15 protein-coding genes are annotated in these 19,170 nt (G+C 68.3%); 8 read left to right on the top strand and 7 right to left on the bottom strand.

All coding sequences use genetic code 11. The features are described 5' to 3' along the window. Window positions 1-79: 79 nt before the first annotated feature. The 4 genes from LGM71_RS06710 (at window position 80) to LGM71_RS06695 (ending at window position 3,755) form a co-directional block, all read left to right on the top strand. Window positions 80-406 (top strand): hypothetical protein, encoded by a 327-nt coding sequence (locus LGM71_RS06710; RefSeq protein WP_226114345.1) that lies wholly within the window; start codon window positions 80-82, stop codon window positions 404-406. A gap of 330 nt (window positions 407-736) precedes the next feature. Beyond that, complete coding sequence (locus LGM71_RS06705; RefSeq protein ID WP_226114344.1) at window positions 737-1,138, top strand: hypothetical protein; 402 nt, start codon at window positions 737-739, stop codon at window positions 1,136-1,138. A gap of 481 nt (window positions 1,139-1,619) precedes the next feature. Next, complete coding sequence (locus tag LGM71_RS06700; RefSeq protein ID WP_124903866.1) at window positions 1,620-2,441, top strand: universal stress protein; 822 nt, start codon at window positions 1,620-1,622, stop codon at window positions 2,439-2,441. Window positions 2,442-2,453: 12 nt separating this feature from the next. Then, on the top strand, window positions 2,454-3,755 hold the full coding sequence (locus LGM71_RS06695) for an NRAMP family divalent metal transporter (protein WP_226114343.1): 1,302 nt from the start codon (window positions 2,454-2,456) through the stop codon (window positions 3,753-3,755). A gap of 144 nt (window positions 3,756-3,899) precedes the next feature. Here LGM71_RS06695 and LGM71_RS06690 read toward each other — a convergent pair whose 3' ends face one another. The 7 genes from LGM71_RS06690 to cobA form a co-directional block, all read right to left on the bottom strand. Further along, a complete protein-coding gene (locus LGM71_RS06690) occupies window positions 3,900-4,598 on the bottom strand; it encodes a fumarylacetoacetate hydrolase family protein (RefSeq protein ID WP_151047321.1) in 699 nt (232 codons plus the stop codon). A gap of 129 nt (window positions 4,599-4,727) precedes the next feature. Continuing rightward, a complete protein-coding gene (locus tag LGM71_RS06685) occupies window positions 4,728-5,669 on the bottom strand; it encodes a helix-turn-helix transcriptional regulator (RefSeq protein WP_226114342.1) in 942 nt (313 codons plus the stop codon). Between the two features lie 126 nt (window positions 5,670-5,795). Continuing rightward, entirely contained in the window at window positions 5,796-6,578 is a 783-nt protein-coding gene (locus LGM71_RS06680; protein WP_226114341.1) for a YkgJ family cysteine cluster protein, read from the bottom strand. A 31-nt stretch (window positions 6,579-6,609) separates the two neighbouring features. Further along, complete coding sequence (locus tag LGM71_RS06675) at window positions 6,610-7,209, bottom strand: uracil-DNA glycosylase family protein (protein WP_124903874.1); 600 nt, start codon at window positions 7,207-7,209, stop codon at window positions 6,610-6,612. 145 nt (window positions 7,210-7,354) lie between these two features. Continuing rightward, window positions 7,355-8,398, bottom strand: coding sequence for a CmpA/NrtA family ABC transporter substrate-binding protein (locus tag LGM71_RS06670; RefSeq protein ID WP_151047306.1), 1,044 nt, complete (start codon window positions 8,396-8,398; stop codon window positions 7,355-7,357). Between the two features lie 5 nt (window positions 8,399-8,403). After that, complete coding sequence (locus LGM71_RS06665; RefSeq protein WP_059600584.1) at window positions 8,404-9,000, bottom strand: ANTAR domain-containing response regulator; 597 nt, start codon at window positions 8,998-9,000, stop codon at window positions 8,404-8,406. A gap of 168 nt (window positions 9,001-9,168) precedes the next feature. Beyond that, entirely contained in the window at window positions 9,169-9,939 is a 771-nt protein-coding gene (gene cobA / locus LGM71_RS06660; RefSeq protein ID WP_124903878.1) for a uroporphyrinogen-III C-methyltransferase, read from the bottom strand. 678 nt (window positions 9,940-10,617) lie between these two features. Here cobA and LGM71_RS06655 point away from each other — a divergent pair. The 4 genes from LGM71_RS06655 to LGM71_RS06640 are packed head-to-tail and all read left to right on the top strand — an operon-like array spanning window position 10,618 to window position 19,161. Then, window positions 10,618-11,943 carry an MFS transporter gene (locus tag LGM71_RS06655; protein ID WP_226114340.1) on the top strand — a complete coding sequence of 442 codons (1,326 nt, stop codon included), beginning with the start codon at window positions 10,618-10,620 and terminating at the stop codon, window positions 11,941-11,943. 21 nt (window positions 11,944-11,964) lie between these two features. Then, entirely contained in the window at window positions 11,965-14,571 is a 2,607-nt protein-coding gene (gene nirB, locus LGM71_RS06650; RefSeq protein ID WP_226114339.1) for a nitrite reductase large subunit NirB, read from the top strand. A gap of 38 nt (window positions 14,572-14,609) precedes the next feature. Further along, entirely contained in the window at window positions 14,610-14,957 is a 348-nt protein-coding gene (gene nirD / locus LGM71_RS06645) for a nitrite reductase small subunit NirD (RefSeq protein WP_124622908.1), read from the top strand. A gap of 16 nt (window positions 14,958-14,973) precedes the next feature. Next, window positions 14,974-19,161 (top strand): bifunctional nitrate reductase/sulfite reductase flavoprotein subunit alpha, encoded by a 4,188-nt coding sequence (locus tag LGM71_RS06640; protein ID WP_226114338.1) that lies wholly within the window; start codon window positions 14,974-14,976, stop codon window positions 19,159-19,161. Window positions 19,162-19,170: the final 9 nt, after the last annotated feature.

Here is a 19,170-nt window from a genome sequence, read left to right as displayed (position 1 = left end):
AGTTCGGCCACAATCGGTCATTCGACACTTGGGCTCAAATTGCCGACAATTGGGCACGTCCGATCTATAGAGAACTCATATGCCGGCTGATCGCGATTTCCACTCGACCTGGAGCAAGACCTCGGAGTATCTACGCGAGGCGCGAGTTCACCTCTCCGAAACTGCCGAGGGAGTGTGCACGGATGAGATCGCCGAATTTGAGGAATTCTTGAATCACAACGAGTTCGAACTGGCGCTGGACGCCATCGAAGCCTCTTTCAGGAAGGGAGACGATGCGAACTGGCGCGTACTGGAGTATATGGCCATGGCAGCGCTGAGCATGGAGCTGGTAGATCGCCAAAGGACGTACGATCAATGGCTAACACAAGCGCGAGGCTGGAATTACAGGACGGTTCTGCCACGATAGGTTGCAAGACGAATGGCCGGTTTGCGTCGAATTGATGGACCGCTCCGGGTCGATGCCGGACGCCGACTTCGCGCGAAAGCGCATCGCTCGATGCCCGTCATGGACGGGATCACACCGATAAGCGCAAGCGTTGAATGCCGGCCCCGGTCGAAACAGCGGCCATCTGATCGTGGAGTAGTATTCCCCCATGTCCAGGTTATTGCTCGGCCTCTGCTGCGCGCCGTCAACCATCCGTGACGAGGGTGGCAAGCTCATCAAAGGGTTTGGAAACTCCTTCAACGATGCGTGCGGTGGCGTCGGCCGCGACGACGGCATTGATGGGAATGCATCATGTCAATCGAATGGAAGCACCGTGCAAGGCTATTTATCCAGCGTTTCTGGCAGCCGACCAGTGCGTGCATGACCTGCATGCCGGGGAGCTGGGGCAGTATTACGAGCGTTGCCCACTGGACGATTGCATTGCATACAGGTCTGCTTACCGGGCTTCTGGCCGTACTTTTGACTTTCACGCCTGCGGCAAAACTCTACACGCATCGATACGGCAATGCGCTGGTCGTCGGCTTCCTGACAATGCTGGGCGACGTCTACTCGCACACGAGTCACTACCGAATCCCCTATGTCGAGCACATCCTGACGGGTGTAATTTCAGGTCTCTTGACACTGGCAGCCTCATATCTCTTCGAAGACCGCGCGCGACGTCTTCGGGCGGTATGGGCTCGAGTTTTCGGATAGCGTATCCGTTGACTTCCTGAGCCCTTTCGGCCGAACGGCAAAAGGCTTCCCGGTGTGGCTACGCTTCATGATCGGGAGACTGCGTAAGGACAACGGGAGTTCGCGGCTGTGACATGCCCCAGCGTCAGCGTGCGGCCAGCTCGAGCCGGTCCGACGAAATTGGCGAGCGTCGGCTTCGCGTCCCGAGTGCGATGGTCGCGGGCCGCACCGAGAACGTTGGTGTTCCGGTGACGCAAAACCATTTGTACCGCCCGGCAATCAACGGTATTCGCCAAGACAGCGACTGTTCCGCAGTGCCTGACTCGATGCGGGACGTAACGTGATCTGCATCAAAGCTCGCATGCGATGTGCCACGTTTAATGTGCGGAGCGGAATCGCTCGTTTTTGAGGCTGCCGTGCGCCGTGACCGACGCTGGCGTCTGCCCGCGCAGCGGCGCGCCGCCGCCTCGGCTTGGGCCGGGAAGCAATCGGGAGACTGGACATGCTGCGCGATGTGCTGGTGCACGTAGACGGGAGCGAGTCGGGGCGGCGCAGGGTGCAATTCGCCGTCGACTTGGCAATGAGCGTCGGTGCGCGACTGAGCGGAATACACGTGACCCCGCCGGCGGAGGTTCCGCCTCTGTACAAACCGACCCGCGTGGCGGAAGTCACTGCATATCTCTCCGCGAAGCTGGCACAGGACAGTACCGCGGCAACGGTGGCCTTCAGGGAAGAAGCCGTGGCGCGCCTTGCTGATGCATGCTGGTTCGAAGCGAAAGGCGACGTAGCCAAAGGCATCAGCGACCGAGCCCGCTACGCGGACCTCGTCATCATTGGCCAAGACGAATGGCAAGGCTCGCCCGAAACGCATCCCTTGCCGATCGCCCACTCGGTTGCCGTCCGATGCGGTCGCCCGGTCCTGGTTGTGCCTGCCGCGGCACCACCATCACTGGTCAGGGCCGCCGTTGCCTGGGATGGCAGCCGTGAATCCGTGAGGGCCGTCCACGATGCCTTGCCGCTGCTGCGGCTGTCGCGGTTGGTCCGGATCATCGCGTTCGTTTCTCCGACGGCGGAGGGCAGCGAGGACGACGCGGAGAGTCTCCTGGACCACCTGACCCGACATGCCGTCGCTGTCGATTCAGCCGTACTTCGGATCGGTTCCACGGAAGAGCATGGTTCACTGCGTGAACACATTGAGAACGGGCCATACGACTGGCTGGTGATGGGCGCTTACTCTCATCCCATGTGGATGGAGTTCATCCTCGGTGGCGTCACTCAGTCCATCCTCCTGTCGGCGAAGATACCCGTGCTGGTTTCCCATTGACGAGGTGAGTGGATGGACGCCAAAGGATTGCAGCGCACGGGCGTTTTTCGGGGCCTTTGGGGGCGTCTGAAGGAGCACCCGCTATCCCGGGTCGGGCCGGGGCTGATCACCGGCGTCGCCGACGATGACCCCAGCGGGATCGCCACCTATTCCCAGGCGGGTGCCCAATTCGGGCTGAACATGCTTTGGACGATGCCGCTGGCGTACCCGTTGATGGCGGCGGTTCAATCGATGTGCGCGAACCTTGGCAGGGTCACTGGAAAAGGGCTCGCGGCCAACATCAAGACCGCATTCCCGCCGAGCGTGCTGAGGAGCGTCGTGTTGCTGCTGCTCGTTGCGAACACGCTCAACATTGCTGCCGACGTTGCTGCCATGGGCGAGGTTGCGGAGCTCGTCTCCGGTGTCGATCGTCACCTCATGACGGCGTTCTTCGTGTTCGGGACGCTTCTGCTGCAGATGTTCGTTCCCTACCATCGCTACGTCTTCTTCCTGAAGTGGCTCACCGTCTCCCTGCTCGCTTACGCGGCGGTTCTCTTTACGGTTCATGTTCCGTGGGGGCAGGTTGCACTGCGCACGGTCTGGCCCAGGTTCACACCCAATGCCAGCGCCGCCGCCGTGGTGGTCGGTGTCTTTGGCACGACCATCAGCCCATACCTGTTTTTCTGGCAGGCCTCCGAAGAAGTCGAGGACATGCAGGCGAACCGCGGCAGTGCGCCGCTGGTAAGCGACGCGCGTGTCGCCGACGCGGAACTTCGACGTATCCGGTGGGATACGTGGAGCGGCATGCTGTACTCCGACGTCGCCGCCTACTTCATCATTCTTGCGACCGCCGTCACCCTCCATGTGGCTGGCGTCACCGACATCAACACGGCGGCGCAGGCAGCTAGCGCACTGCGGCCGCTCGCCGGCAACTTTGCGTACATGCTTTTCGCGCTCGGTATTCTCGGCGTGGGGCTGATCGGTGTGCCGGTGCTGGCGGGTTCCGGCGCTTACGCCCTGTCCGAGGTGATGGGCTGGAAGGAGGGGCTCGAACGCAAGGTGGGCGATGCGCGCGGGTTCTACGGGATCATCGCCGTCAGCGTGCTTGCCGGACTCGGAATCCAGTATTCGCCAATCAGTCCGATGAAGGCTTTATTCTGGAGCGCGGTGATCAACGGAGTGGTCGCCGTACCGCTGATGGTCGTCATCATCATCCTTGTCTCGAAGAAATCGGTCATGGGCGCTTTCACGGCGAGTCGGCCGCTGATTGTCCTTGGCTGGATTGCGACCGCGATCATGGGGGCGGCGGCCGTGGCAATGTTCATCCCTGGCTGACCATGCGGTGAACGTTCGGTTCACGTTGCGACCATCGGCTTTCGCCAGCACGCGAGCCGGATCGGCAAGGAGCGGCACGATGCGACGCGACGGCCGTCGGACGGACGGCGCGTCACGGCGCGTCACGTGCGTCCGCACGATGCCTTACGGCTTGGCCCCCATCACGAACTCGAACGTCGCCACGCCGTCGACGCCACCCGTCACGCGGTCGCCCGGCTGCAGCGCGCCGACACCGGCCGGCGTGCCGGTGAAGATCAGGTCGCCGGCCTTCAGCTCGACCGAGCGCGACACGTACGCGATCACGTCCGGCACGGCCCAGATCATGTCCGCGAGATCGCCTTGCTGGCGCGTTTCGCCGTTGACCGCGAGCCAGATCCGGCCGCTTGCCGGGTGGCCGGTCGCGGTCGCCGCGCGCAGCGCGGTCACGGGACCCGACGCATCGAAGCCCTTCGCCCAGTCCCACGGCCGGCTCAGCTTCTTCGCCTCGGCCTGCAGGTCGCGGCGCGTGAGGTCGACGCCGACGCCGTAACCCCACACGTGCGACAGCGCGTCGGCCGGGTCGATCGACCGGCCGTCCTTGCCGATCGCGACGACCAGCTCGATTTCGTGATGGAGGTCGCTGGTCAGCGGCGGATAGGGGACGGTGCCGGCGGCCGGGACGATCGCGTCGGCCGGCTTCGTGAAGAAGAACGGCGGTTCGCGGTCGGGATCGGCGCCCATTTCGCGTGCGTGGTCGGCGTAGTTGCGGCCGACGCAGAAGACGCGGCGCACCGGAAAGCGCGCGGACGACTGTTCGACTTCGACGGAAGGACGCTCGGAAGCGTCGATGACGTATGCGGACATCGGATGGCCTCGTTCGATGAAAAGACGGATGCCGTCGCCCGCGCAATGCACCACGGGCCGGCATGCATGGAACGATACCCGACGCATGCGCGCCCGGATGCGACGCAACTGCGTTTTAACCGGACAAATCTACGCGTCGCCGGCCGCCGGCGCATCGTCGCCGGCCGGCAGCGCGGCGTTCGCGTCCCGGTACGCCTTCGGCGACACGCCGACCCGCGCGCGGAAGCGCCGCGCGAAATACCCTTCGTCGCGAAAGCCGACGGAGCGCGCGATGTCGGCGATGCGCCGGCTCGTATGGGCGAGCAGCGATTGCGCGAGCGCGATCCGGCGCTCGGTCACGAGATCGGTGAAGGTGCTGCCGGTTTCCTTGCGCACCAGGTGTGCGAGGTAGTTCGGCGACAGGAAGGCGGCCTCGGCGGTGGCCGCGAGCGTCAGGTCCTCGCGGGTCAGGTTCGCGCGCACGTGGCGCAACACGCGCGCGAGCGCGTCGCGCCGGCCCGCGCGCTGGGCGCCGCGCTGCGCGAGCTTGTCGAGCGCGCCCGCGTATTGCGTGCAGACGAGGCCGATCAGTTGCAGCAGATAGCCGCGCAGCAGCGTGGTCGAGCCGAAGGTGCGCACGCGGTCGGCATCGAGCATGCACAGCGCGAGGCGGCGCGCCTCGTCGAAGGCGTCGCCGGTCAGGATGAAGTCGAGATGTTCCTGGAAGCGGAACGGCGTCAGCTCGGGAAAGCGGTGCGCGGGGACATCTTCGAGATCGAGCGGATCGACGTCGAGATCGGCGCGCATGAACGCCTGGCTGAAGTTGATCACGACGAAGTGCGCGCCTTCCGGATGCGGAATCAGGTGCTCGCGGTGCGGCAGCACGAACGCGAGCGCGCCGCGCGGAAACGGTCGCGTGACGCCGCCGATCCGCTGTTCGGTGTCGCCGCCGAGATTGAACTGGATCTGGAAATACGCGTGCCGGTGCGGCTCGGTGATCGCCTGGCGCGACGCCTGGTCGCGGATGTAGAAATCGAGCCGGTCGCTGCGTTCGGGCATCCCGTACAGGCGCGGCGGGGCGGTGGATGGCATGAAGGATTCTGCTGTTCGTGACGCGGTTGAGCCGCGATGGTACAGCGAACCGGGCGCGGCCGGAATCCGTGGGCGCGAGCCGCGCAGGCCGGCCGGGCGGTGTGCGCCCGCCCGGCGACAGGGCAATCAGGCGGCCGGATGAAAGCCCAGGTAGCGGCAGCGCGTGCCGGCCTCGTCGGTCGCGAGCCGGCTGGATGCGCCGACCGATCGGAGCGTGTCGGCGGTCGCGGTGCGATTCGTGAGCAGCGTCCATGCCGTCGGGGCGGCCTCGGCGGCGCCCGTCGCGCGCGCATCGTCGAGCGTGCTCAGCGCGGCCAGCAGGCTGTCGGCGGGCGGCGCATGAATCGCGAAGCCTTCGTTCGCGACGGCTGCCGTATCGATGCCGAGCGCCGCGCACAGTCGCGCGCGCAACGGCGTCTCTGCCTCGCTCGCGGCCCGCGCGCGCGCGATGTCTTCGCGCGTGTGCGCATCGACGATCGTGCCGCCGCGGGTGAGCGGCGCCTGCTGCCATGCGTCGGGCGGGCACTGCTTGCCGTCCGGCATCAGCGGTACGAACGGATTGACCTCGGCCGGGTAGATCCGGCACACCAGCGGCCGTTCGTCGTAGATCCCGCAGCGCAGGTCGTCGAGCAGATTCGGGCACGGCCCGGCATGCGACGCGGTGAGCAGGGTGGTGACGCGTACCGGCAGCGAGCCGCTGAGCGCGGGCGACGAACGTGCCCGCTTGTAGGCGGCGAACGCGTCGTCGGGGGCCGGTTCGACGGGCCATGGCATGGCGTCGCACAACAGCTCCACGTGGCCACCGTGCCGCAGCCATGCGGTGGCCTCGGCGACGGTCAGCGGAATGCGCAGGTCGTGGCAGCAACGGCCGCAGCCGGTGCATGAAAAGTCGATGTCGTTCTGAGTCATTCGGATAGGGAGTGGGATGCGACCGGCTTCGTCAGCCGGCGATCAGCGGCGCGACGCGCCGGCGCAGTTCGGGCACGATCTCGGCGTCGAACCACGGATGGTGCTTGAACCATGCCTGGTTGCGCGGCGACGGATGCGGCAGCGGCAACACGTCGCGGCCATAGTCGCGCCATGCCTGCACGGTGTCGGTCAGCGTCGCCTTGCGCGTGTCGCGCAGGAAATGCCGCTGCGCGTACTGGCCGACCAGCAGCGTCAGCCGGATCGACGGCAATTCGGCGAGCAGCCGGTCGATCCACAGCGGTGCGCATTCGGGGCGCGGCGGGTTGTCGCCGCTCGCGCCGCGGCCCGGGTAGCAGAAGCCCATCGGCACGATCGCGAAGCGTGTCTCGTCGTAGAACGTGTCGGCGTCGACGCCGAGCCAGTCACGCAGCCGCTTGCCGCTCGCATCGTCCCACGGGATGCCGCTCGCATGGACGCGGGCGCCGGGCGCCTGCCCGACGATCAGGATGCGGGCGTCACGATGTGCGCGCACGACGGGGCGCGGGCCGAGCGGCAGGTCGGCTTCGCAGGCGCGGCACGCGCGGATTTCGGTGAGCAGCACGTCGAGCGGCGTGCGCATTCGTTTCGGCATCGATTCTGAACGGGGACGGATCGGCGGCACGAACGCAGGTGCGTCCATGCCGCGCGGCGCGCCGGCGCGGACCGGCGCATCGCGTAAGGCGTTCCGCGGGGCACGGCATAGCGTTGCGCGGCGGCCCCGGCACCCCGTGCCGGGATCACCCGCCCGCCGCATCGCCTTCGGCAACCGCAGCATCATACAACGCCGTCTGCGCGATCGCCGCGGCGATTGCCGCGTCGTCCTGCGTGCCGTCGAGCATGCCCCAGCGCCGGTATTGCAACAGGAACCAGCGGCCTTCCTGCGGATCCGGCCGGTTCACGGCGCCGCCGTCGTGGAAACGGATCGGCAGCGGCGGCTGCGCGAATGGCCCCGCGCCGTAGTCGCCGAGCAGGCGCGGCGCGATCAGCCGGGCCGGCACGCCGAGCGCGTCGGGCGACGCGAGCCAGTCGGCCGCGTCGCGACGGTGCGCGGCATCGTCGAGCCACGCGCACGCATCGACGAGCGTGCGGATCAGTGCACGCGCGGTGGCGGGATACAGTGCGACGAAATCGCGCCGGGTCGCGAGCACCTTCTCCGGATGATCGGGCCAGACCTCGCTGGTGACGGCGACGGTCCGGCCCGCGCCGCAGGCTTCGGCCACCGCGTGCCACGGCTCACCCGCGCAGAAGCCGTCGAGCTCGCCGCTCGCGAGCGCCGCGACCATCTCGGGCGGCGGAATCACGACGCTGCGCACGTCGCGCAGCGGATCGACGCCGTGTGACGCGAGCCAGTGGTTCAGCCACATCGCATGCGTGCCGGTCGGGAAGGTCTGCGCGAGCAGCGGCTTGCGGCCGAGTGTCGCGAGCGCCGCGCGGACGTCGCCGCTTGCGCGGTACGCGTCGGCGAGGCCGCGGGCGAACGTGATCGCCTGTCCGTTGCGATTCAGCACCATCAGCGCGGCCATGTCGGTCTGCGGGCCGCCGATGCCGACCTGCAGCCCGCACACGAGCCCGTACAGCGCGTGCGCGGCGTCGAGTTCGCCGGTCAGCAGCTTGTCGCGCACGGCGGCCCAGGATGGCTGGCGGCACAACTCCAGCGTCAGGCCGTGGCGTGCGCCGAGATTCAGGTGCTGCGCGACGATCAGCGGGGCGGCGTCGCTGAGCGCGACGAACCCGAGGCGAAGATGCGCGCGTTCCGGCGCGGGGGGAGGCGAAGGTTTCATGGCATTCATGACGGGTGGGTCGCATCGAGCAGTTGCCGCGCGATGTCGACGATGCGCTGGCCCTGATCCATCGCGCGCTTGCGCAGCAACGCATACGCATCGTGCTCGGACAGCCTGCGCTGATCCATCAGCAGGCGCTTCGCGCGATCGATCAGCTTGCGTTCGGCGAGCTCGCGCTCGACATCGGCGAGCCGGCGGCGCAATGCATCGTCGTGCGAGAAGCGCGCGAGCGCGACTTCGAGGATCGGCGCGAGGCGCTCGGCCGACAGGCCTTCGACGAGATACGCGCTGACGCCGGCGCCGACCGCCGCGTGAATCAGCGCCTGGTCGGCATCGTGGCTGAACATCAGCACGGGGCGCGGCGCGGTCGCGTGCATCACGGCCAGTTGCTCGAGCGTGTCGCGCGACGGCGAATCGGTATCGATGATCACGACGTCGGGGCGCTGCTCCTCGACGGCGGCGGGCAGGCGCGCGGGCGTCGCGACGTCGTTGAGCATCTCGTAGCCGAGGCGCGCGAGCGCGTCGCCGAGTTCGCCGATCGGCTTGTCGGTGTCGGTGACGAGCAGCACGCGCAGGCGCAAGGGTGGAGCAGGCGTACTCATGAGGCAAACGGCGGCGGCAAAATCGCGGCGCGACGATACGCGGATCGGGCGCAGTGGCCCCGTGCGGACATCGTGTCGGCACCGCGTGCGGCGCTCTGGCGGCCGGTGCGAGCCGCGCCGCTGCTTTCATGATAGATGGGCGGCCGGTGCCGCGTGGTGTCACGCATGCTACGCGGCCCGGGACAGGGTCGTTTCGATCGCGGCACCTGCGTGTGGCACATCGTGCACGGCCGCTTCCCCGATCGCGCCGCCGACGAGGATCACGGCCGGGCTGCCGAGCCGCGCTGCCTCGATACCGCGCGCGAGATTGCCGAGCGTGCCGGTCCAGCGGCGTTCGTCGGGCGTGCCGGCCCATTGCACGGCCGCCGCCGGCGTCGACGCCGGCAATGCGGCGAGCAGGCCCGCCGCGATGCTGTCGACGCGGCTCATGCCCATGTAGATCGCGAGCGTGGTGCCGGTTGCGGCAAGTGCCGCCCAGTCGGGCTCGCCGTGGTCCTGGCGGTGTGCGGTGACGAACGTGACGCCCTGGCAGTGCTCGCGGTGCGTGAGCGAGATGCCGAGGCTCGCGGCCGCCGCGAATCCCGACGAGATGCCGTTGACGATGTCGACCGGAATCCCGGCGGCGCGCAGCGTCGCGAGCTCTTCGCCGGCGCGGCCGAACAGCAGCGCGTCGCCGCCCTTGACGCGCACGACGTGCGCGCCGCGCAGCGCATGGCGGCGCATCAGTTTCTCGATGAATGCCTGCGGCGTGGAGCGGCAGCCGCCGCGCTTGCCGACGCGGATCACGCGCGCGTGCGGCGCGAGTTCGACGATGCCGGGCGCGACGAGATCGTCGAGCAGCAGCACGTCGGCGGCCGCCAGCGCCTTCACGGCCTTCAGCGTAAGGAGATCGGGATCGCCGGGGCCGGCGCCCAGCAGCGTGACTTTACCAGTCGTCATGTCGTATTCCAGTGCCGCGTGCGTGCGGCGATCGATAACGCGTTGTTGCTTGCGGCGGCGGCGGGCGGTCGAAGCGACCACGGCATCCGGCCGTGCCGAACACGGGGGACGTCGTTGTCCTGGTCTGCTGCGCCCGCCTGCGACGGCGGGCCTGACTTGCGGGGACTGCCCACCGGCGCCGTTGCCGGTGTAGACAGGTTTCAGCAATATCCGGGCCAACCTGCGCGAGCCTGGCGGCGAGCGGGGCGATATGCACGGCGATATGCGCTGCATGGCGCGCCACGATGGATGCCGACCCGCATACGGCCGGGGGACAGCGGCGCACGCGATGCCGTATCGGCGTGCATCGCGCCCCGTCAGCACGCACCGCGATGTCGCACGGCGACAGTGCTGCAGCGCACCACATCTGTGCCTCGTTGCATCCCGACGCGTCGTGCACGGCGCACCGCAGCGATGCGTGCGACGGCCGGCGAGCCTTGTGCGGCGGGGCCGCGCGCGCGATTCGGGCCGACATGGCATGGCGTTTGCGTAAGCTGGTTCGGGCGGATCAACGGCGATTCGTCCGCAGTACCGATTACAGACGCGCCCGGCAACGGGCTTCATGGGCAACGGCGTCCTACACATCGGGTCTCGACGAGACCGGGTGTGCAGGACGCCGTTTTTCGTTTGGCGGATGACATGACCGACAAAGCTACCCGTATCGATCTCTTCAGCTTCCGCACCGCGCCGATGCGCGCGTTCCACATGACGTGGATGGCGTTTTTCGTGTGCTTCTTCGCGTGGTTCGCATGCGCGCCGCTGATGCCGCTGATCGCGCGCGAATTCCACCTCACCGCGGCACAGGTGGCGAACATCAACATTGCCGCGGTGGCCGCGACGATCGCCGTGCGGCTGCTGGTCGGCCCGATGTGCGACCGCTTCGGCCCGCGCCGCGTGTATGCCGGGCTGCTCTTGCTCGGTGCGATTCCCGTGTTCGCGGTGTCGTTCACGCACGACTACCTGTCGTTCCTGATCTGCCGGCTCGGCATCGGCGCGATCGGCGCGGGCTTCGTGATCACGCAGTACCACACGTCGGTGATGTTCGCGCCGAACGTGGTCGGCACCGCGAACGCGACGACGGCCGGCTGGGGCAACGCGGGCGCAGGCGCGACGCAGGCGATGATGCCGCTCCTGGTCGCCGCCGGCCTGATGCTCGGCTTCGGCGACGACGCGTCGTGGCGCATCGCGCTCGTCGTGCCGGGCGTCGCGATGCTCGCGATGGCCTGGGCGTACTGGCGCTTCACGCAGGACTGCCCGCAAGGCGACTTCGTCGCGCTGCGCAAGCAGGGCGTGACGGTCGACAGCGGCAAGAAGGGCGGCTGGGCGAGCTTCTTCGCCGCGTGCGGCAACTATCGCGTGTGGATGCTGTTCGTCACGTACGGTGCGTGCTTCGGCGTCGAGGTGTTCATCCACAACATCGCCGCGCTGTACTACGTCGATCACTTCCAGTTGTCGCTGAAGGATGCTGGTTTCGCGGTGGGCCTGTTCGGGCTGCTCGCGCTGTTTGCCCGCGCGCTCGGCGGCTGGCTGTCGGACAAGATCGCCGCGCGCCGCAGCCTCGACGTGCGCGCGGCGCTGCTGTGCGCGCTGATCGTCGGCGAAGGGCTCGGGCTGATCTGGTTCTCGCATGCGCAAGGCATCGGCATGGCGCTCGTCGCGATGCTGACCTTCGGCCTCTTCACGCACATGGCCTGCGGCGCGACCTATGCGCTCGTGCCGTTCATCGACCGCAAGGCGCTCGGCGGCGTCGCGGGGATCGTCGGCGCGGGCGGCAACGTCGGCGCGGTGGCCGCGGCCTTCCTGCTGAAGGGCGTCGGCGACGTGCAGCACACGCTGAGCCTGCTCGGGCTCGCCGTCACCGCGACCGCATTGTGCGCGATGGCCGTGCGCTTCAGCGAAGAACACAAGGCACGCGAGGCCGAGCTGCGCGACCGCGCGCTGGCCGCCGCGAACGCCATGAACTGATCGACCGAAGGAAACGTCATCATGAAACTCATCGTCATCGGCCACGGGATGGTCGGCCACAAGCTCCTCGAATGCGTCGCCGCGCAAGCCGGCGCGGCGGGCGCGCTGCAGGTCACGGTGCTCGGCGAGGAACCGCGCCCGGCGTACGACCGCGTGCACCTGTCGGAATTTTTCGCGGGCAAGTCGGCGGACGATCTGTCGCTCGTCGAACCCGGCTTCTTCGAGCGTCATCCGCAGTTCGACCTGCGCCTGAACGCCCAGGTCGCGTCGATCGACCGTGCCGCGCACACGGTCACGCTCGCATCCGGCGAAACGCTCGCATACGACAAGCTGGTGCTCGCGACGGGCTCGCGTCCGTTCGTGCCGCCGGTGCCGGGCCGCGATCGCGCGGGCTGCTTCGTGTACCGGACGATCGAGGACCTCGAGGCGATGCAGGCGTGCGGCACGCACGCGAAGCGCGGTGTCGTGATCGGCGGCGGGCTGCTCGGCCTCGAATGCGCGAAGGCGCTGCGCGACATGGGGCTCGACACGCACGTCGTCGAATTCGCGCCGCGGCTGATGGCGGTGCAGGTCGACGACGGCGGCGGCCGGATGCTGCGCGCGAAGATCGAGGCGCTCGGCGTGACCGTGCATACGGGCAAGAACACGCTCGAGATCGTCGACGGCGAGGAAGGCACGCACCGGATGGCGTTCGCCGACGGCTCGCATCTCGACACCGACATGATCGTGTTCTCGGCCGGTATCCGCGCACGCGACGAGCTGGCGCGTGCGTGCGGCCTCGACATCGGCCCGCGCGGCGGTGTCGCGATCGACGACGCGTGTCGCACGAGCGATTCGGACATCTACGCGATCGGCGAATGTGCGGCCTGGAACGGCATGGTGTACGGCCTCGTCGCGCCGGGCTACGACATGGCGCGCGTGGTCGCGAAGCAGCTCGGCGGCGGTGTCACCGATGCGGCCGATGCGGCCGACGCCGCGTTCGCCGGTGCCGACATGAGCACCAAGCTGAAGCTGATGGGCGTGGACGTCGCGAGCATCGGCGACGCGCATGGCGCGACGGCCGGCAGCCGCACCTACCAGTATGCGGACGAGCGCCGCCAGGTCTACAAGAAGCTAGTGGTGTCGGACTGCGGCAAGTTCCTGCACGGCGCGGTGATGGTCGGCGACGCGGCCGAATACGGCACGCTGCTGCAGATGATGCTGAACCGCATCGAGCTGCCCGAGTCGCCGGAATTCCTGATCCTGCCGTCGTCGGACGGTGTGGCGAAGCCCGCGATCGGCGTCGACGCGCTGCCGGAAGGCGCGCAGATCTGCTCGTGCAACAACGTGTCGAAGTCGCAGATCTGCGCGGCGGTGGCCGACGGCGCGACGAGCCTCGGCGCACTGAAGTCGTGCACGGGCGCGGGCACGTCGTGCGGCGGCTGCGTGCCGCTCGTCACGCAGATCATGAAGGCCGAGATGAAGAAGCAGGGTCTCGCGGTCAACAACCATCTGTGCGAACACTTCCCGCATTCGCGCCAGGAGCTGTTCCACCTGATCCGCGTCGAGCGCATCACGACCTTCGACGAACTGCTCGCGAAGCATGGCCACGGCCTCGGCTGCGACGTGTGCAAGCCGGCGGTGGCGGGCATTCTCGCGTCGTGCTTCAACGAATTCGTGCTGAAGAAGGAGCATGCGGGGCTGCAGGATTCGAACGACTACTACCTCGCGAACATCCAGCGCGACGGCACGTATTCGGTCGTGCCGCGCATGCCGGGCGGCGAAGTCACGCCGGAAGGGCTGATCGCGGTGGGCCAGGTTGCACAGAAGTACGGGCTCTACACGAAGATCACCGGCGGCCAGCGTGTCGACCTGTTCGGCGCACGCGTCGAGCAGCTGCCGTCGATCTGGGAGGAGCTGATCGCGGCCGGTTTCGAATCGGGCCACGCATACGGCAAGGCCCTGCGCACCGTGAAGTCGTGTGTCGGGTCGACGTGGTGCCGCTACGGCGTCGACGATTCGGTCGGCCTCGCGATCGACCTGGAGAACCGCTACAAGGGGCTGCGCGCGCCGCACAAGATCAAGTTCGGCGTGTCCGGCTGCACGCGCGAGTGTGCGGAGGCGCAGGGCAAGGACGTCGGCATCATCGCGACCGAGAAGGGCTGGAACCTGTACGTGTGCGGCAACGGCGGGATGAAGCCGCGCCACGCGGAACTGCTCGCGTCCGATCTCGACCGTGCCACGCTGGTCCGCTACATCGACCGTTTCCTGATGTTCTACGTGCGCACGGCCGACCGGCTGCAGCGCACCAGCGTGTGGCGCGACAACCTCGAAGGCGGGCTCGACTACCTGATCGACGTCGTCGTGCACGACCGGCTCGGGATCGGCGCCGAACTCGAGGCCGACATGCAGCACGTGGTCGACACCTACGAGTGCGAATGGAAGAAGGCCGTCACCGATCCCGACACGCGTAAGCGCTTCCGCCACTTCGTGAACAGCGACGCGCCGGACACGACCATCGAATTCGTCGAGACGCGCGGCCAGATCCGGCCCGCGACGCCCGGCGAACGGACGGGCGGCAAGCCCGTGTCGATTCCCGTGGTGGCCGTTGGCGCGACGCAGGCCGACACCGAACCCGCAACCGTTTGACCCTGACCGACACCAGCGTCTTTTCCAAGGAGCCCATCATGAACGATCGTCTTCCGCTGTCCTGGACCCGCGTGTGCCCGCTCGACGACATCGTGCCGAACACCGGCGTGTGTGCACTCGTCAACGGCGCGCAGGTCGCGGTCTTTCACGTCGCGCATGCCGAAGAAGGCGGCGTGTTCGCGATCGACAACGTCGATCCGGTGTCGCAGGCGGCCGTGATGTCGCGCGGGCTGATCGGCAGCCTCGGCGAGCGTGTCGTCGTCGCGTCGCCGCTGTACAAGCAGCATTTCGACCTGCGCACCGGCGAATGCCTCGAGGCGCCCGAGCAGTCGGTGAGCGCGTATCCGTCGCGGGTCGAGGACGGTTTCGTGTGGATCGCAGCCTGATCGCCCCGGAGCGCGCATGACCGCCACCCCCGTCAAGAGCGTGTGCCCGTACTGCGGCGTCGGCTGCGGGATGGTGCTGCACGTCGAGGAAGGCGAAGTCGTCAAGGTGTCCGGCGACGCCGACCATCCGACCAACTTCGGGCGGCTGTGCACGAAGGGCTCGTCGGCGCACGTCGCGTTGCGCCGTTCCGGGCGGCTCGACCGCGCGTTCGTGCGGCGCGCGCGCGAGGACGACCTCGTGCCGCTGCCGGCACGCGACGCGATCGCCGAGACCGCGCGGCGGCTGCGCGCGGTGCTCGACACGCACGGGCCCGATGCGCTGTCGTTCTACGTGTCGGGGCAGATGTCGATCGAGGCGCAATACCTCGTCAACAAGCTCGCGAAGGGCTTCGTCGGGACCAACAACATCGAGTCGAACTCGCGCCTCTGCATGGCGAGCGCGAGCACCGGCTACAAGCAGTCGCTCGGCGCGGACGGCCCCCCCGGGTCGTACCAGGATTTCGATCGCGCGAACCTGTTCTTCGTGATCGGCGCGAACATGGCCGACTGCCATCCGATCCTGTTCCTGCGGATGATGGACCGCGTGAAGGCCGGCGCGAAGCTGATCGTCGTCGATCCGCGCCGCACCGGCACGGCCGACAAGGCCGACCTGTTTCTGCAGATCCGGCCGGGCACCGATCTCGCGCTCACCAACGGATTGCTGCACCTGCTCCACGCGAACGGCCGCACCGACGCCGCGTTCATCGATGCGTACACCGAAGGCTGGGACGCGATGCCCGCGTTCCTCGCCGACTACACGCCGGAGCGTGTCGCGGAAATCACCGGTCTCGCGGAAGCCGACCTCCGCACGGCCGCGCAATGGATCGGCGACGCGCAGGAATGGATGAGCTGCTGGACGATGGGGCTCAACCAGAGCACGCACGGCGTGTGGAACACCAACGCGATCTGCAACCTGCATCTCGCGACGGGCAAGATCTGCCGCACCGGCAGCGGGCCGTTCTCGCTGACCGGCCAGCCGAACGCGATGGGCGGGCGCGAGATGGGCTACATGGGCCCCGGGCTGCCGGGCCAGCGCTCGGTGGCGTCCGACGATGATCGCCGGTTCGTCGAGAACCTGTGGCGCGTGCCGGCCGGCACGCTGCGCAAGGAGACGGGGCAGGGCACGGTCGACCTGTTCTCGCGGATGGCGGCCGGCGACATCAAGGCATGCTGGATCATCTGCACGAACCCGGTCGCCACGGTACCGAACCGGCAGAACGTGATCGCCGGGCTGCAGGCCGCCGAGCTCGTGATCGCGCAGGATGCCTTCCTCGACACCGAAACCAACCGCTATGCGGACATCCTGCTGCCCGGCGCACTGTGGGCCGAGGGCGACGGCGTGATGGTCAACTCCGAGCGCAACATGACGCTGATGCGCGCGGCGGTCGCGCCGCCCGGCGACGCGCTGCCGGACTGGCGCATCGTCGCGGAAGTCGCGCGCGCGATGGGCTTCGGCGATGCGTTCGACTATGCGTCGGCGGCCGACGTGTTCGACGAGATCGTTCGCTTCTCGAATCCGGCGACCGGCTACGACCTGCGCGGCGCGAGCCATGCGGCGCTGCGCGAGGGCCCGGTGCAATGGCCGGTCGCGCCGGGCACCGCGCGCGAGCGGCACCCGATCCGCTACCTGAACGACGGCGTGAGCCAGACGCCGCGTCCGGCGGCCGACGGGCACGACGCGCCGTGCCTCGCGTTCCCGACGCCGTCGGGCAAGGCGCGCTTCTTCGCGCGGGCGCATGTCGATCCGGCCGAGCTGCCCGACGACACGTTCCCGATCGTCCTGAACACTGGGCGGCTGCAGCATCAATGGCACACGATGACGAAGACGGGCAAGGTCGCGATGCTGAACAAGCTGAACCCGCGCCCGTTCGTCGAGCTGCACCCGGACGATGCGAGCGCGCTCGGCATTGCCGCGAAGGACAGCGTCGAGATTCGTTCGGCGCGCGGCCGCGCGGTGCTGCCGGCCGTCGTGACCGAGCGCGTGCGGCGCGGCAACTGCTTCGCGCCGATGCACTGGAACGACGTGTACGGCGACGACCTGTGCATCAACGCGGTGACGAACGACGCGATCGATCCCGAATCGCAGCAACCCGAACTGAAATACTGCGCGGTCGCGTTGCGGCGCGTCGAGACCGATGCGTTCGCGGCCGCCGACGACGAGACGGCGCAACCCGACGCAGGCGCCGACGACGCGCGGCCCGCCCCGGCGCTGGTGCAGGCTACTGCTTCACAGGAATCCGACATGGCAGACATCGACACTTTCGCGGCCGCGCTCGGCGTGGCCGACCTCGCTCCGCCGCCATTGACGGACACCGAACGGCTGTACGTGGCCGGCCTTGTCAGCGGGCTGAAGGCGAGCGCCGGCCGGCGCGAGGGCAGCGTGCCCGTGCTGCCGGCCAGCGCGCCGCTCACGCCGCCGGTGCGGTTCTGGCTCGACGGGATGCTGGCGGGGCTGTTCAGCCGCTCGCTGCCGGCGAGCTCGCCGGGTGCCGCGGCGCCCGCGCTGCCGGGCGATGCCAGCGCGACCGGCGGTGTGCGGATCGTGCGCACGCGGCCGAAGGTCGTGCTGCTGTGGGCATCGCAGACCGGCAACATCGAATCGTTGACCGAGGATTACGCGACGCAGCTGATGAACGCGGGCTTCGAGATCCGCACCGCGTGCATGTCCGACTATCCGGTGGCGTCGCTCGCCGGTGCGCAATACGTGCTGCTGATGACGAGCACGTTCGGCGACGGCGACGCGCCCGACAACGGCAGCGAGTTCTGGGAAGCGCTGCAGGCCGGCAGCGCCGCGCGCCTCGACGGCGTGCACTTCGCGGTGCTCGCGTTCGGCGATCGCAACTACGACCAGTTCTGCGGCCATGGCCGCCGGCTCGACGCGCGGCTCGCGGAACTCGGCGCGGCGCGTCTTTGCGCGCGCGTCGATTGCGACGTCGAATTCCAGCGCGACGCCGACCAGTGGCTCGAGCGCGTCGTCGCGCGGATCAAGGAAGCCGATGCCGCGCTGCATGCGGTGCCGTCCGCTGGATTGAGCCCGTCGGGGCTGCTGCCGACCAAGGCGCATCCGGCGCCGTCGAAGCTCGTCGCGAACCTGCGACTCAACCGGCCGGGCGCGGCGAAGGACACGCGCTATGTGTCGCTGTCGACCGAAGGCGCGAACCTCGAATACGAAACCGGCGACGCGCTCGGCGTGTGGCCGACCAACTGCCCGGAGCTGGTCGACGAACTGCTGTCCGTCACCGCGCTGAAGGCTGACGCTCCCGTGTCGGTGGCGGGTGTCGGCGACGTGCGCCTTGGCGACGCGCTGGCGCGCCACTTCGACATCACGCGCCCGCATCCCGACACGCTCGCGTTCATCGCGTCGCGCAGCGCGAACGGCGCACTGAAGGCGCTGCTCGGCGACGATCGCAAGGCCGACCTGAAGCAATGGTTGTGGGGGCAACAGCTCGCGGACGTGCTGCACGAGTTCCCGGTCGATCTGTCGGGCACGGAGCTGGTCGGGATGCTCAAGCGCATGCAGCCGCGCCTCTATTCGATCGCGTCGAGCCCGAGCGCGCACCAGGGCGAGATCCACCTGACCGTGTCGGCCGTGCGCTATCACAACGGGCGGCGTGCGCGTAAAGGCGTTGCGTCGACGTTCCTCGCCGATCGCGCGGACGACGGCCGCGTGCCCGTGTTCGTGCAGAAGTCCGCGCATTTCCGGCCGCCGGTGAACGGCGACGTGCCGATCGTGATGGTCGGCCCCGGCACCGGCGTCGCGCCGTTCCGCGGCTTCCTGCACGAGCGGCAAGCACGTGGCGCACGCGGCCGAAACTGGCTGTTCTTCGGCGAGCAGCACGCGCAGACCGACTTCTACTACGGCGACGAGCTGGGCGCGATGCATGACAGCGGCTTCCTGACGCGGCTCGATCTCGCGTTCTCGCGCGACCAGGCCGACAAGATCTACGTGCAGGACCGGATGCGCGAGCAGGGCGCCGAGCTGTTCGCGTGGCTGGAGGAAGGCGCGCACTTCTACGTGTGCGGCGATGCGGCGCGGATGGCGAAGGACGTCGATACCGCGCTGAAGGCGGTGGTTGCCGAGCACGGCGGGATGTCGGACGAAGCCGCGAACGACTACGTCGCGCGGCTTTCGAAGGCGCGCCGCTACATGCGCGACGTGTACTGAACGCTGGCG

Origin of the sequence: Burkholderia sp. AU33545 (assembly GCF_020419685.1) — a bacterium.
Taxonomy (GTDB): domain Bacteria; phylum Pseudomonadota; class Gammaproteobacteria; order Burkholderiales; family Burkholderiaceae; genus Burkholderia; species Burkholderia diffusa.
This window is presented reverse-complemented; position numbering and strand designations above follow the sequence as displayed.